Annotated in this window: 9 protein-coding genes and 3 pseudogenes; 6 read left to right on the top strand and 6 right to left on the bottom strand. The window is 46.6% G+C overall.

Translation table 11 applies throughout. The features are described from left to right. Positions 1 to 107: 107 nt before the first annotated feature. Together istB (Q7F15_RS07760) and istA (Q7F15_RS07755) are read right to left on the bottom strand one after the other, a co-directional pair. A complete protein-coding gene (gene istB / locus Q7F15_RS07760) occupies positions 108 to 893 on the bottom strand; it encodes an IS21-like element helper ATPase IstB (protein WP_029099487.1) in 786 nt (261 codons plus the stop codon). Then, positions 890 to 2,107, bottom strand: a complete 1,218-nt coding sequence (istA, locus tag Q7F15_RS07755) for an IS21 family transposase (RefSeq protein WP_230077399.1) — start codon at positions 2,105 to 2,107, stop codon at positions 890 to 892. The genes istB (Q7F15_RS07760) and istA (Q7F15_RS07755) overlap by 4 nt, the downstream gene beginning before the upstream one ends. Before the next feature lie 113 nt (positions 2,108 to 2,220). Here istA (Q7F15_RS07755) and Q7F15_RS07750 point away from each other — a divergent pair. The 3 genes and pseudogenes from Q7F15_RS07750 to istB (Q7F15_RS07740) form a co-directional block, all read left to right on the top strand. Continuing rightward, positions 2,221 to 2,384: pseudogene (locus Q7F15_RS07750) on the top strand (transposase); the annotation flags it as partial. 184 nt (positions 2,385 to 2,568) lie between these two features. Continuing rightward, positions 2,569 to 3,792, top strand: a complete 1,224-nt coding sequence (istA, locus tag Q7F15_RS07745; RefSeq protein ID WP_008409807.1) for an IS21 family transposase — start codon at positions 2,569 to 2,571, stop codon at positions 3,790 to 3,792. Beyond that, a complete protein-coding gene (gene istB / locus Q7F15_RS07740; protein ID WP_008409491.1) occupies positions 3,789 to 4,556 on the top strand; it encodes an IS21-like element helper ATPase IstB in 768 nt (255 codons plus the stop codon). The genes istA (Q7F15_RS07745) and istB (Q7F15_RS07740) overlap by 4 nt, the downstream gene beginning before the upstream one ends. A 48-nt stretch (positions 4,557 to 4,604) precedes the next feature. Here istB (Q7F15_RS07740) and Q7F15_RS20560 read toward each other — a convergent pair whose 3' ends face one another. The 3 genes and pseudogenes from Q7F15_RS20560 to Q7F15_RS07730 form a co-directional block, all read right to left on the bottom strand. Continuing rightward, a complete protein-coding gene (locus tag Q7F15_RS20560) occupies positions 4,605 to 4,928 on the bottom strand; it encodes a hypothetical protein (protein WP_368509260.1) in 324 nt (107 codons plus the stop codon). A gap of 2,253 nt (positions 4,929 to 7,181) precedes the next feature. After that, complete coding sequence (locus Q7F15_RS07735; protein ID WP_029098737.1) at positions 7,182 to 8,528, bottom strand: DUF3238 domain-containing protein; 1,347 nt, start codon at positions 8,526 to 8,528, stop codon at positions 7,182 to 7,184. A 697-nt stretch (positions 8,529 to 9,225) separates the two neighbouring features. Beyond that, positions 9,226 to 9,654, bottom strand: a pseudogene (locus tag Q7F15_RS07730) (EamA family transporter); the annotation flags it as partial. Between the two features lie 208 nt (positions 9,655 to 9,862). On the opposite strand from Q7F15_RS07730, the pseudogene Q7F15_RS07725 reads away from it, so the two are divergent. The 3 genes and pseudogenes from Q7F15_RS07725 to istB (Q7F15_RS07715) form a co-directional block, all read left to right on the top strand. Beyond that, positions 9,863 to 10,753 (top strand): annotated as a pseudogene (locus Q7F15_RS07725) (aminotransferase-like domain-containing protein); the annotation flags it as partial. Positions 10,754 to 10,929: 176 nt separating this feature from the next. Beyond that, positions 10,930 to 12,426: an IS21 family transposase gene (istA, locus tag Q7F15_RS07720; protein WP_212388566.1), complete on the top strand. Its 1,497-nt coding sequence runs from the start codon at positions 10,930 to 10,932 to the stop codon at positions 12,424 to 12,426. Continuing rightward, positions 12,423 to 13,160, top strand: coding sequence for an IS21-like element helper ATPase IstB (istB, locus tag Q7F15_RS07715; protein ID WP_212133733.1), 738 nt, complete (start codon positions 12,423 to 12,425; stop codon positions 13,158 to 13,160). Before istA (Q7F15_RS07720) ends, istB (Q7F15_RS07715) begins: the two co-directional genes overlap by 4 nt. A 507-nt stretch (positions 13,161 to 13,667) precedes the next feature. Here the strand turns inward: istB (Q7F15_RS07715) and Q7F15_RS07710 are convergent. Then, positions 13,668 to 15,209, bottom strand: coding sequence for a YifB family Mg chelatase-like AAA ATPase (locus tag Q7F15_RS07710; RefSeq protein WP_304415337.1), 1,542 nt, complete (start codon positions 15,207 to 15,209; stop codon positions 13,668 to 13,670). Between the last annotated feature and the right edge of the window lie 11 nt (positions 15,210 to 15,220).

Here is a 15,220-nt window from a genome sequence, read left to right as displayed (position 1 = left end):
GTCCGAATGGCATGTGTCAAGATCAAAAGAAAGCTCCTCAAAAAAATCAATCGAAAATTCCCCAGTAAGAGTTATTTTATACGCCCCTTAGGGGGCGGAAACAAGGACTACTCCTTTGGGTGTTCTTCATGCCCTTCTGGTCGGAAGAAACCCGCCTTTTTCTTTTCTTTGATGCGGTAACTTTCCCCCTTGATATTGATTGTGGTGGAATGATGCAGCAAACGATCCAGGATGGCTGTGGCCAGTATAGAGTCTCCAAAGATTTCTCCCCATGAACCATACGACTTGTTGGAAGTCAGGATGATAGAGCCGGTCTCGTATCGTTCGGAGATGATTTGGAAGAAGAAATGGGCTGCCGGTTCGTCCATCTTGCGATAGCCGATCTCATCGATGATCAACAGACGCGGCTTGGTGTACATGCGAATTTTTTGTTTGATCGTATGGTTCTGATCGGCCTGCTGAAGCGTTTGCACGAGATCATGGGCGGTTGTAAAATACACCGTATACCGCTGCTTAATCGCCTCCAAAGCCAGTGCAACGGCCAAATGTGTTTTCCCCACACCGGGCGGGCCGAGGAAAATGAGATTCTCCTGGTGCTCGATAAACCGAAGGGTCGCCAGATCCCGGATTCGCCGTTCATCGATGGATGGTTGGAAACGAAAGTCGAATTGATCCAGGGTCTTGTGAAAGGGCAAGTTGGCTAGACGTGTCCGGGTCCGGATATACCGATCCCATTTTGCCGCCAACTCCTCCTGCAGCAGCTTGTCCAGAAATTCCAGATACGATATATTGTGTTTGGAAGCTTCTTCGGCGTGGTGGTGAAGCACCTCGGGAATGCGAGTCCATCCGAATTGGTGGAAGGCATCCTCAAGACGTTCTTGCAGCCCAATCATTGGAGCCTCACCGCCTCGTCGAGGAATTGTTCATACACGGATAAGTTTCGTTCCAGCACTTCAGGGGCTGGTCGGTCAACAAGTTTGGGCATTGGGGCAGGAACTCGATGTTGACCGGTTGGGCGCAGTCCTTCGAAGTGCTTTTTGTTGATGACCAGCTGCCCTTTTTGGACGGCCTTGGGATGTTCAGCGATGAGTGTGTCTCCACTGTAAATCCGGATGCGTCCGTTCTTGTCGTCCTGGACATGCACGATTTGCCCCATAAAACGGAAGGGAACGGAGTAACGGTTGGCCTCAAACGATACCAGGCAGTCGGCTGATACCTTCCGAGCATGACGGTCGACGACCGCAAACGGCGTTGGGTTCATGGGTTTCAGCTTTTCCTCATGCCAGCGGTCAACCGGCCTGACGTGCGTGGTTCCATGAATCCTCACGTTGGCCACTTGATTTAGCCACTCACGAGCTTGACGATTCAGATCGTCTACTCCCTTGAATTCCCGAACTCGCGGCCAAAAGTTCTTGCGAACATAGCCAATTCCGTTTTCGACCTTTCCTTTAGTGCGAGCGCGATAGGGCCGGCAGCTCGTAAGAAGGAAGCCGTGGTGGCTGGCAAATCGGGAAAAACGCTCATTCCAGACGGGATGGCCCTGTTCATCTCTGTCTTTCACAACGGTCTTCATGTTGTCGTACAGCATCACCTCCGTACCCCCTCCAAAATACTCAAAAGCCCGATGGTGACAACTGATGAGCGTATCCAACTTCTCATCTTCAGTGAACTCCAGATACATCATGCGAGAATAGCTGAGGACCATGACAAACGCATAGAGCCGTTTTGGTTTGCCGTGCCAGTCCACCGTAAACCGTCCCCAATCGACTTGGGCTTGGTATCCGGGATCTGTTTCAAATCGGACGGTGGTTTTGCTGATGACGGTGGGCCGGAACGGTTTCATGAAGACTCGCAGAGTGGTAATCCCACCGGTATACCCTTTTGCCTTGATTTCTTCCAGGATAACTCTCGCATTCAGGCAACCTTCCTCCATTCGGCGGCGAACGTAATCCTTGAACGGATCCAGCTTGCCGAGACGAGTGACCTTTCGCTGATAGGATTCAGGTTCCTTCTTGTTTAGCCACTTACGAATGGTTTTTCGATCCCTCCCCATTTCCTGCGCGATCCGAGTAATACTCATGCCACGTTTCCTCATCTCGTGAATCATGTAAAACTCCCCATTCTTTACCATAATTTCTCTCTCCTCCAAGGAGAGAGTCTGCGATGAAAATGGGGAATTTTCAACCGATTCTATTGGGGATTTTATCGCTGATCTTCACAATGGAGCGACTCAACGAAGAAATTCGCCTACGAGAACGTGTCATTCGCATGTTTCCTACCCGAGAATCGATTATTCGCCTCATCGAAGCTTTACTGATGGAGATTAACAAAAAAGGGTAAGCAGCAAAAAGTATCACAATATGGGAGAGTATGCGGAATGGTGAGAACCGCAGGCAACAACTTAGGAGTCTATATTGACTCGGATTGGCTAATTTACTTCTCTAACCGAGAGGAATTGTCACCGCCGGGATATAATTGACCCAGGTTCGCCGGAAAGAAAATGACCCACCCATAGCGAATATATCCCCTTCGTAATTAACGGCCAAGTTAATCTTCGGAGGGAGACACATGCTAAGGAGTGGGATAGTGATATCGTTACATACCATGAGGGCAGAAGGCAAGAGTATTCGTGAAATTGCCCGTCTAACGGGGCATTCTCGAAATACAGTTCGCCGATATCTCCGGGGTGAATTCTCCCCCGAAAAGGGAACCCGTAAATCTCGTGGTTCCAAGCTTGATCCGTATAAACCGTTCCTGCAGGAACGTCTTCAAGAAGGTATCTATAACTGCGAGGTTTTATTCGATCTTCTACGAGAAAAGGGGTATACCGGGGGACGTACCATCTTGAAAGACTATGTGAAGGACTTCCGTCCTCCCAAACAAGTTCCCGCTGTTCTTCGTTACGAGACGAAACCTGGTGAATATGCACAGGTCGACTGGGGACTGTGTGATTACGTAGATTTGGACGGTACAGTCCGAAAAGTGCCGGTATTTGTCATGGTATTGGGGTACTCTCGTTCCACCTATATAGAGTTCACTAAGCGTTGTGACATTCACAGCTTTCTTCGTTGCTTGATTCATGCTTTTGAATATTTTGGGGGCATCCCAAAGGTAATGCTGACCGACCAGATGAAAACCGTCGTACTGGGCATGGGAGATGATCGAAAACCTCGCTGGCATCCGCTTTTTGCCGACTTTGCTGCAGCGATTGGGCTTGTTCCAAAAGTATGCAAAGTTCGACGCCCCGAAACAAAGGGAAAAGTGGAACGAGGCGTTCAATACGTAAAAAACAACTTTCTTCCTGGCAAACGCTTCGTTGATTTACAGGATCTCAATCAACAAGCCCTACACTGGTGCGAGCGGATTAACCGCCGTATTCATGGAACAACCGGCGAACGTCCCATCGACCGACTCCGTGAGGAAAATCTGTCGCCTATCCCTTCAGCTGAACGATGGGAAAAATACTTGCATGAACCGAGACAGGTCAGCCGAGACGGATTTGTTAGCTACGATGGTGTACGATATGGGGTTCCATGGAGGTACAGTGGACGTGAGGGTACCGTGCGAGAAGTGAATGGGTGGGTGGAAATCTGGGCCGACGGCACATGTATTGCTCGACACCAAAAGGTCTATCGATCCCGTGCAACTGTTTTTTGTGAAAACCAGTATGCAGGTCTTACGACTGCTCAAGGATATGCCTATCCACGTCCGCAAGCCCGACAGATTTCATCGCAGCAAGTGGAAGTGCGTTCGCTGGATGTCTATGAGCAGCTGACGGGGGTGGGAGCATGATTGAACTGGAACAGGCACGGCTACGTCTTGAGGAACTTGGGCTTCAGCAAGCGGCTCTACTCTTGGATGCCCATTTGGAAGCGGCAAGTCATGGACAGCCCACCTATCTGTCCTTTCTCAACATGCTTCTAGATGCAGAGATAGCGGAACGTCAAAAACGGAATATGGAGGTACGCACCAAACTCGCACACTTGCCTTACCGAAAAACGCTGGAGGAGTTCGATTTTGCTTTCCAACCCAGCATTGACGAACGGTTGATTCGAGAGCTGGCCACGATGACTTTTGTAACCCGACACGAGAATGTCTTGTTCTTAGGGCCTCCCGGAGTAGGAAAAAGTCATCTGGCGGTGGCGTTGGCTGTAGAAGCCATCTCGCAAGGGATATCCGTTTACTTTGTCAGTCTCTCGCAACTCATCGAAGATCTGCGAAAAGCTTACACGGAAAACAGGCTGGATAAACGCCTACGCATCTATATTCGACCAAAGCTCCTGATTATTGACGAAATTGGTTACTTACCGTTTGACAGTTTGGCAGCTAACCTCTTTTTCCAGGTAGTAAGTGCAAGATACGAGAGAGGGAGTATTCTGTTGACCAGCAACAAGAGTTTCGGTGAATGGGGGGAACTGATGGGCGATCCGATACTTGCTACGGCTATCCTGGATCGGCTCTTACACCATTCCCACATCGTCAATATTAGGGGGAATAGTTACCGACTTCGTGAGAAGATGAGGACTGGAGCCTACGGCTCCCCCTCTACCACCTAACCAACAAAAAATCGCCGGGTGGGTCAATTCTAAACCGGCGATGGTGGGTCAAAATAAAGTCGGCGTTGACACCTCTTCCATCACTTCATAAAGACCAAATAAAACAGCCCCTTTTTGAAAGAGACTGTCGTCAGGAGTATTACGGTATCGTTTTTTTGAAGTGGGGACAATGGACCGGTACGTAAACCCAAGCACATCTCCTGTTACTGCGTCTCGGTTGGGGAATACGATACTGTTGGTCTGCTGATCCCATCCAATGCCATACGTTCGGATAGTATTGGCATCCAATCCCCTTTTTCTTAGATAGTTCTGAGTATCATGGGAGAGACAAAGATCGAAAGCATACTTATGGGCCTGTTCCCGTCGTTGCATTTTGAGGAGTTTGTTTGAAACGATGGTCATCTCCCGCTTGTGCAATGTTTAACTACGGGTTCTCCTGGATTTCCCCAATCAATCCAAGCGCGATAAGCCTCCCCTGGTTTTGCTAAGAGGACTCGGGTATCTCCTTTTAGCAATAGTCGTCGGACGTCCTTTAGCACCTTACGTACCGCGTCTCCAAAGCGCATCCCATACATGAGTCGGACCATTCCGCAGCATCGCCAGAAATGGAGCAGAAAAAAAGTACCAGATGCCTTTTTCCCTGTTGGCATACATACTAGGTTTGGTATCCCCATGAAGCGGGTACAAGTAGGGATGCTCACCCGATCGGTTTTCCCTTTGAACCGTAATCCCAAGATGACACAGATTTACAGGGAGGTCAATGTACTCACGTATCCATGTTACTTCGACATCAGGAACAGATTTCCTATAGTATAAAAAGAAACCCGTCCAGTTTCCCAAGTGGTAATGTAGGGGTTCATCGTGCTAGAACAGATTCTTCCACTTAGAGCGGGCTCTCGAATGGCAAAACAAGGGTTTAATGATTTTGTCCAGAACCTTTAATTATTAATCTAATTAAAATGGAAATGTGATAGAAAAGAAGTGATGGGAATATAAATATAATGTAACTATATAAATCGAACAACCTATTCAGAAAATTCCCGCCATTAATCAAAGAGAAAAACAATGCCACTGTTATACCAGCCAAAGTAAACAAGCTAACATTTACTAAATACCTCTTAACCTTGGAGTGTATTAATATTTTTTTATCAATTGATTCAATTAATAAGGAAAGTGGAATCCCTACAACAATTGTAATTGGAAATGCATATATTAAATAAATAATTACTAAACTAAAGAATGTGAAATAATATGTTAGTTCATCACGCTCGTTAATAGGCGTGTATTCCATAAAAGCAAGTAGTATGCATAAAAAAAATGATGTTAATGAAGCAGACAAGAGTTTATTTAACATTTTCCTCCCCCTAATCCCCGTCATATTGTTTAATTTATGAAAAAGAACGATAAATCATGAAACAAAACATCCTTGTTTCCTTGAGCCACACCCCAACATGAAAATGGTTCGACTTCGTTTCTTCCCAAGCTAGTGAATAATCTTGGGTGAACGAGTACGTGGGTTTTAATGGTGTTTTGACCCTGTAAAAAAACTGTATGGAACAGCATTGAGCGCACCCCACTGTCGGTATAGCCATACGAGTTGAGCCGTGACTACGAACAGAAAGATTTTTTCTACAGCTTATCCATCACCCAAGGATTTTTCTATGTTGAGGAGCGAATAATCATGGATGTGATCCTTATCCACAGCGCAGGGGTGGATGTTCATCAATAAACCATTGTCGTCAGCGTCCTGATTGGGAAAGAAGACGAGATTCCTTTTTGTGAAACTCGCTCCTTCCCAACCATAACCTGTGACTTGTTTGAGATGCTACGATGGCTCTAAGAAAAAGGAGTTACCCATGTCACGATGGAAAGCACTGGAGTGTATTTTGGAAGCACGTATATAACGTTCTTGAGGGATACTTCGACATTACTTTGGTGAACGCGCAACGGATTATGGACAGCTCCAATGCCGAATGGATCGCAAAACTCTTACGACAAGGCTAAATTGAGAAGTTTTGTACCCTTAGCTGATATTCGAGAATTACGCGACATACTCGTCTGATTGATACTCTAACTTCCGAAAAGAATCGAACTCATAAGGGATTAGAAGCCCTAACGTAAAGTTAGGTGCAGTTAACTCTGATATCTTCGGCGTCCCTGGTCGCAATCTACTTACTCGTCTTCTAGTACAAGGGTTTGTAGAGAAAAGCGTAATCTTGGATTGTATGAAAGGAAAGGTGAAAAATAAAGTCAAAGCCCATTCGGACTCTCTGTCTGGAACCATCACTCACCATCAGATCTTCATCTGCCAGTCTTGGAATCCCATTATGTTTGTAAAGGAGTCATTCAGACACTTAACCAAAAGATTAAAAAATACTTGGCAACCTTACAAAAGAAAACGTACAACGCCTTCAATCCGCACCTGGAGTGGAAAAACTAACGGCTGCGACTCTTTTTTCGCCGAAATGGGACCAGATATGAGCCAATTCCCAACTGCCGCCCATTTAGTTTCATGGGCTAGGGTTTGTCCCGGCACCCCCTTACTTCGATACTAAGACACAAGGGATTTTCACAGAAAAAATTAACTGGGAGTACAGCATCTCCCAGTTTTTAGCTATTTAATTTTTAGTTTGAGATGTCAAAATAATATTTGGGAGTTACTGAAAACAAATACCAGAAATCGTAAAGATCATGAGTAAATAGTTCATCATATGCATAATCATCAAAAGAAATGTACATCTCATGGCTTGGTGCACCATCGTGCCAACCATCAATTTCAAATTCCCCGTCTTCTCTATAAAGATAAGCCGTAAACTCATAATCAATAGCAGGCGGGGTAAACTCATCCGAATCCTCTAAGTACGGAATTCCAACTTCATGATCTATTCTAAAATACGCCTCATCTTGAGTTATGTCGTCTGATATCATTTTAATACCGCTTGCGCTAGCCTTTGCAGTTTGTATTAGATTTTTATTCTCGTCATAAAACTTACTTGTACCCACATCTTTATCTAAATCAATATCTTCATCTGTAAAATCTGCTTCTATATTTATTTGTGTTCTGTATCTAGAATGGACTACAGCAAAATCCCTGTTGTCTCCACCAAAATACTCGACTTCCTCCTCCCAATCGTCTCCAGTTAAACGAAGAGCATAAGGAACTGGATTCTCCACGTAGCGATCCGCGATAAATGTTGTATATCTTATTTTAACATTGTCTACACTGTCTCCACCATCATCTGCATTAATGCTAACAGAGTCAGTCTCATACTTCTTCTTATCAATTATTTTAATAATTGAGACATAATCGTACAAAAGATCTTCCGTGTTTTTGTTATCAGAACCAATTTCACCTAAATTCTCTTCGATTTGTGATAGTCTAATTTTCTTTTCTTGTTCATCTACTGGTATCTTTCCAAGAAATTCATAGACTATCCTTTCTTTTTTACCATCCAACTTGTCATTAAATACACTTTCATTTATGCTCTCAATTAATTCCCCATTTTTTATTACATCGTACTCTTCTATTTGAGAAATATCGTTCCAGTCAAATTTGATGTATTCACCATTTGAAATTGTCGACACGTTAACTTCCTTAATTGGGAATCTACTGCTAGAATTAGCGATTAAACCTTCTGATTCATTAGTTTTTGTTTTCAAAATGATATTAGCTATGCTCTCACCTTCTGAATCTACTGCTATTAAATTATATTTATATGGTTTACCAGGTTCTAAATTATCGTGTGTGAAATTAACTTTTGTACCGCTGTAAACTTCAGACTCTCCTTGATAAATTTTATACTCCACTGCACCCGGTATTTCGCTCCACGAGATAGTTATTTTTCTCTCTTCAGTCTCGATTTTTACATCATTAATAAACTCCTCGTAATTAAAATTTTCATAAGCAAAAACGTTAACTGGAGCAAAAAGTGTTGACATTACGACTAATGATGATAATAATGCTTTTTTCATTCTTTCACTCCTCAATCTTATTTTTACATGATTGCATTATAACAACATCTTCCATATTTGTCTGCCATTTTTGGTAATTTTTCGAAGTTTATTTCATTTCCTCTTGATTTTAACACTTGAATTTTTATAGCCTCTTAACGCGAGGAAGATGTCTTGATACTCGTTCAGTAATTTTGGACTGCGCTTTGTATGAATATAAATAACAAGGATGCAACACACATATTCATTCTCGTAATATAATCTGCACTGTTTGCAGAGCATTCTCTAAACGACAACCAATACAGTACATTAATGACACCTTACTAAGCGAAGCGAACTTTGTTCAGCCGTGGTAGACTTCTTCTATTTTCCGCTTACTTTCTCAAGCTTCTGAATCCCGTCCGCTTCTCTTTTGATTCGCTCGACCGTTTTTTCACCTAGGATCCTGTTTTTCTCAATACACATTAAATAAATCTCGGAGGAAATTACCTTTTTTAAGATGCAACGTCATCAAAATGGATCATAAGGACGAAACAATCACGAAAGAGAAAGGATACAGCGGATAGTACCCCTATTCCAATATGTGTAATAAGGGGCTGCCATTTAGACCCTTGCTCGGCTCGAGTCTAAACATACAACCCATTTTTCTCCATACTTATCCATCAGACTCCCAAAAATAAGCATAAAAAAATCGGCCTGATATTGATTACTGATACGATTAATCCTGTTTCAAACTGTGACAAATCATATTTTTGTTGAAAAAAGTAGCTAATAGCCCCATCCTATATGTCACAAAAGTAGCGCACATTTGTGAAAATTTGTCTACATTCAAATGAATGAACATAACTCCAGATAGAGTGATTACCCCTCCTATCACAGAGAGAAGGGGTGGTTTCTCTCCAAGCCACATCCATGCAAGTACAAATGCAAGAGCTGGCGTTACGTAAAGGGAACTTGTTGCCTCCGAAGCCCCTACACGTGATGTTACATAGGCTAATGCAAGATAAGGAATAACCGTAGGGAAGAGACCTAAGTACAAGATGCTAAGTGTTGATGCTATAGAAAGTTTCGTCATTTCACTTGATAATCCTGGGAGAAAGAAGAACATGAAAAACGTACCCGCCCAAATCGTATAGGTAGTACATGCAAGAAAGCCATATTTTTTTTACATAACGGGTTTGAAAAACGAAATATAAACTTTCTGAAAATGACGCTAATAGAATGAACAAAATTCCACTGGTATACTCAACATCTCCCTCAGTTCCAAACGACTAAAAAAGCTTGTAATAGATCCAATCCACCTTGATAATCCAAATCGTTCACGAAGAAACCAAACGGCTAAAATAGCTGAAAAAATTTCTGGGTCGTTACAGGCTTTACATTTGATTTCAGTTGGGCTGCTGCACAGAGGATCAACCGTTTTACTTGAAAACCCTTCCTATCTTTATTCTCTGCAGGTGTTTCAATCAGCAGGGATGAAGCTTACCGGTCTCCCGATAGATGAACATGGCCTATTGCCCAACGCCGTTTCCGTATCAAAAAAACAGCGAGGCAGAGTGATTTTATACTCCATCCCTTGTTTTCATAATCCAACGGGGATTTTACTGTCAGAAAAACGACGTCAAGAGCTCATTCAAGTATGTAACATGGAACAACTTCCTATGATTGAAGATGACGTTTACCGGGAGTTATGGATCGATGAACCACCTCCTCCCCCTTTAAAGGCGATGGATAAACATGGACACGTATTGTATCTGGGCAGTTTGTCCAAAACGTTAAGCCCAGGTTTAAGGATCGGTTGGATTGTTGGTCCTGAACCTGTCATTGATCGATTATCCGATATTAAAATGCAAATCGACTATGGTTCTAGTTCGTTATCTCAAAGAGTCGCTGCTGAATGGTTAACAAGCGGGTTATATGAGCAGCACCTTGTGTTTGTACGGGAACAGCTTAGAACACGGCGGACAATCGTTTTGGATGCTTTAGAAACGTATTTACATGATATAGCGACATGGAATGTACCGCAGGGCGGGTTTTTTATTTGGTTAAAAATACTACCAAAACTATCGATGAGGGAGCTTTACGTAAAGGCTTTATCTGAAGGCATTCTGCTTAACCCGGGGAATATTTATGGCCAAGAGTCCAACCGTTATCTTCGCCTCTCTTATGGCTATGCTCCATTAGAAGATTTGAAGCAGGGAATCTACCGGATTAGTCGAATCATTCGAGAACTGGCAAAAAGTTAATGAAACTCCTCAACCATGTCTCTTTCGGTGTATTTGGCAAACTAAATGTGCCGAATTCGGAAATGTGAAAATGCCCAATTGATGAGCATGCCATAGAAAGTAAAAAAACCTTGCCAGCGTTCCCTCATCACTCTACTCTCTTGTTTGGCGACATCAGACAGGAGAGGATGAAAGGAATGCTAGCAATGGCTTATGTTCAGTTTATCAAACATTTGAGAGAGAAAGAAGCGCTCTCTATAAATCAAATTGCAAAGAAATTGGGGATTCATTGGCGAACTGCGAAAAAATACGCAGATTGCGACGACTGGAATCAACCAATGAAGTCGGTGTCACGCCGCTATCGAGTGTTGGAGCCCTATCTCGATATTGTCGATGCATGGCTTCTGGAGGATGGGACACGCCCACGGAAACAGCGGCATACAGCGAAACGAATTTATGACCGGCTGGTTGCCGAACACGGCTTTACTGGCAGCGACCGTACCGTAAGGTACTACGTGGCCAAACGTCGCAAGGAATTGAGACAACAAGACAAAATGGCCTACCTGCGGTTGGAGCATCCTGGCGGCGAGGCTCAAGTGGATTTCGGCACAGTCCAGGTCATCCTCAATGGTCGAGAGCAAACCATGAAGCAACTGACGATATCCTTCCCGTACAGCAACGCCGCGTTTGCCATGTTGTTGCCAGCTGAAAACACAGAATGTTTCTTAGAGGGACTGCGGCGCATATTTGAGCGCATCGGCGGGGTTCCAACACGACTATGGTTCGATAATCTATCAGCTGCCGTTGTATCTGTAGGTCCGGAAGGACAGCGGCACCTGACAGACACATTCGAGCGATTTGTATTACATTATCGATTCGAACCCGTTTTTTGTAATCCGGCAAGCGGTCATGAGAAAGGACATGTCGAGAACAAAGTCGGATATACACGACGCAATTGGTGTGTGCCAACACCGAGCGGATCCAGTCTTGAGGAACTGCAAATCCAACTGGATCAACGCGCAGAACAAGACTTAAATCGACTCCACTACGCCAAGGGAGAGTCGATTCGCAAATTGTGGGAGCATGACCAAAGGAAATTGCTTCAATTGCCGATGATGCCCTTTGAGGCGGTTCGTTTGGGGCCAGCACGTGTGAACAATTACGGGGAAATCAAACTGGATGGTACACCTATTCCCCTTACGGGCACACAGCCAGGTCAAACCGTGTTGCTCAAAATTCGATGGGACACAGTCGACGTGTTGGATGCTCAGCAGCGCGTCATAACGACCATAGCCCGCCCTTACATGCAGCAGGGGCAACCCATTGACTGGGTCACCGTGTTGCGAGCTTTTCAGGCCAAACCACGTGCTCTCCCGTACGCTTCGTTGTTCGGCAACCTGCCGATGGCGATACAAAAATGGTTAACGTCAGCAGAAACGGTTGATGAGAAACGCCGCAGGCTTTCCTGGTTGATTCGCCAGCTCAAAAGTGGAGCAACTTTAGAACAACTCGATCACGTATTAGCAGTCCCAACCCCCGATTGGACGGTAATGGAACATCGGTTATATCGGATGCAGCATCCAGACCGTTCGTTTGAGGTCATTACTGATCCTTACACACCAACGGTGTTGTTACAGCAGGAGCCCGATATCTCCCGATATGACCAACTGAAACGGGCGGTGATGACACCGTGAAAGAGGAACTTCGTCGACTATGCAAAGCCTTACGGCTAGGTTATGTGATGGATCACTATGCCTCACAGCCATTTGAGAGCCGGGAACAATTTTTGTTGGCGGTCTTGCGGGCCGAAAAAGAACAACGAGAGCTGGCCAAGGTGCGTCGTCTGTTGAAAAAAGCACGATTTCATCAGATCAAGACACTGGAGAATTACACATTTGAATCGATCACATTTCCACCCAGCCTGACACAGCACGCGTTGTGTTCGCTTGAATTCGTACACAAGCGACAAAACATTTTGATGTTAGGAGGAGTCGGTACAGGGAAAACGCATCTAGCGACGGCACTGGGGGTAGCAGCGTGCCGGGAAGGATACAACGTGCGGTTCTTCCGGGTAGCAGATTTGGTGGCGCAGTTACAGCAACGTCACCACACCGGGACACTTGCACGTTTCAAGAAGGACATGGAACGATGCGACTTGTTGATCCTAGACGAGTTAGGATTTGTTCCGTTTCACCAGGATGGGGCCGAATTATTGTTTCACTTGATTGCAGATTGTTACGAACGAAACAGCATTATTGTGACTTCAAATCTGGAGTTTGGGCAGTGGACTCGGGTGTTCGGAGATAGCCGCCTAACGGCGGCCTTGGTGGATCGCCTCGTACACCATGCTCACATTCTAGCGTTTACTGGCGAGAGTTACCGATTGCGACATGCGCTTTCGGGACCTGAAAACGCGTGGCAAGGTTAGGCACAAAATGGCTGCCAAATTGAGCATTTTCTACTTGCCAAACACACTCTTTCGGGAAGAGAACCATGTAAACCGTTACGGTTCAGCGTTTACTTGCAGGTTATCCCAAACCGATAAAATAAAAGCCGATGATTCCTTGGCGTAGGAAAAATCGGCTTTCTTCATGTCGAATTTGCTTACCTTTCATTTCTCCTCAATCACTTCACTCCATTTCATAGGATGAGCAACTTGTTATATGTCCCTGATCGTAACAGTTATCCTTGTTGTCGGTTGGCATTTTCCTTTCAGACCAATAATGTCAGCGGCCGCCACCGGATTCAGAACCTTTTTTCCATTTCCATTCAATCTCAATCCGGCTACTCCTTATCCTGTACATCCAGTATTCGCGTGGAACGGCCGCTCCTCCACCTACTCTTTCTCATGGTCGGCATGCTTGTTCCCCCGTAAGTAGCTGTCATGATCATGCCCCGCTTCTGCATCCCCTATCGCCAAAATCGATAACCATCCTCATCCCACCACCCCGCGATCCAGCGCCCGATACCGGATCGCTTCCGCCACATGGGCGGCCTCTATCTGCTCCGCTCCCGCCAGGTCGGCGATGGTGCGGGCCACCTTGACGATCCGGTTGTAGGCGCGGGCGCTCAGGCCGAGCGTTTCAAAAGCGAGCTGCAGCAGCTTCTGCCCCTCTCTGTTCAGGCCGGCATACCGGCGCAGCTCCTCTCCGTTCATCGCGCTGTTGAAAGGAGCGCCGGGGCGGTGCCGGTAACGCTCGCATTGAATGGCCCTCGCCGCTTCTACTCTGCAGCGGATCTCTTCGGACGATTCCGCCTGCGGCCGCTCCTGCAGCAGCGTTACCGGCACCCGGGGAACTTCCAAATGCAGGTCGATCCGGTCAAGCAGCGGGCCGGACAATTTCGACCGATACTTTTGGATCTGCTGCGGCGTGCAGGTGCATTCGCGCTGGTCGCGGGAGCCGTAGAAGCCGCAGGGGCACGGATTCATCGAAGATACAAGAAGAAAGCGGGCCGGGAATGTAAACACCTGTCTCGAACGCCCGATCGTCACCACGCCCGCTTCCAACGGCTGTCTGAGCACCTCCAGGACGTGGCGGGAGAATTCCGGGAGCTCGTCCAGAAACAAAATGCCGCCGTGAGCCAGACTGCACTCGCCGGGCCGCGGAATCTGTCCGCCTCCCCCGATCAGGGCGGCTGCCGTGATCGTATGGTGCGGCGAACGGAACGGCCGCTCGCGGATCAGACCGCTGTTTCGCGTCAACTGACCGGCGATGCTGTAAATCTTGGTCACGTCGTACGACTCGTCCGTGGTCATGTCCGGCATGATGGAGGGCAGACAGGTGGCGAGCATCGTTTTGCCGGAACCGGGAGGGCCGACGAGCAGCACGTTGTGAAAACCGGCGGCCGCCACTTCCAAGCCTCGTTTGACAAACGTCTGCCCGCAGACATCGGCAAAGTCTGAATGGTTGGCCTGCGAATGCACGGCGCGTTTTTGAGGAGCGGGGCGCGATTCGGCCGCGGGCGGCTCCAGTCCCCCCGTCCAGTATCCGATGGCAGCAGCCAGATTGGCGGCGGGAAGCACGCAGATGTCCACCAGGCGCGCTTCCTCGGCGTTTTCCTCCGGCAGGATCACATGGGTAAAGCCCTGTTTTCTGGCTTCCAGCAAGATGGGTAGCACGCCGGAAACCGGGCGCAGCGTTCCGTCCAGCGCCAGTTCGCCAAGCACCAGCACGGCTTCCGGGCGCGGCGGGATTTGTTTGGAAGCCTGCAAAATGCCGATCGCGATGGCCAGGTCAAATCCTGATCCCTCCTTGCGCAGATCGGCAGGTGCCAGATTGACCGTTATCCGCTGCATCGGATAATCAAACCCGCCGTTGCGCAGCGCCGCTCTCACCCGGTCGCGCGCTTCCTTCACAGCGGAGCCGCCCAGCCCGACCAGATCAAACTGGGGCAATCCGTTGGCGATGTCTGTTTCCACCGCCACGAGCATCCCGTCAATACCGTAGACAGTACCGGCAAAACTGCGTGCATACATCTGACATCCCC

It is taken from the genome of Brevibacillus aydinogluensis, from assembly GCF_961514395.1.
In the GTDB taxonomy this organism is placed as follows: Bacteria; Bacillota; Bacilli; order Brevibacillales; family Brevibacillaceae; genus Brevibacillus; species Brevibacillus aydinogluensis.
This window is presented reverse-complemented; position numbering and strand designations above follow the sequence as displayed.

Bases quoted from the DNA above. Each gene is read 5' to 3' on its own strand.
- istA (WP_230077399.1), bottom strand. From the start codon at position 2,107: ATGATTCACGAGATGAGGAAACGTGGCATGAGTATTACTCGGATCGCG.
- istB (WP_008409491.1), top strand. From the start codon at position 3,789: ATGATTGAACTGGAACAGGCACGGCTACGTCTTGAGGAACTTGGGCTT.
- Q7F15_RS20560 (WP_368509260.1), bottom strand. From the start codon at position 4,928: ATGCAACGACGGGAACAGGCCCATAAGTATGCTTTCGATCTTTGTCTC.
- istB (WP_029099487.1), bottom strand. From the start codon at position 893: ATGATTGGGCTGCAAGAACGTCTTGAGGATGCCTTCCACCAATTCGGA.
- istA (WP_008409807.1), top strand. From the start codon at position 2,569: ATGCTAAGGAGTGGGATAGTGATATCGTTACATACCATGAGGGCAGAA.
- Q7F15_RS07735 (WP_029098737.1), bottom strand. From the start codon at position 8,528: ATGAAAAAAGCATTATTATCATCATTAGTCGTAATGTCAACACTTTTT.
- istA (WP_212388566.1), top strand. From the start codon at position 10,930: ATGCTAGCAATGGCTTATGTTCAGTTTATCAAACATTTGAGAGAGAAA.
- Q7F15_RS07710 (WP_304415337.1), bottom strand. From the start codon at position 15,209: ATGTATGCACGCAGTTTTGCCGGTACTGTCTACGGTATTGACGGGATG.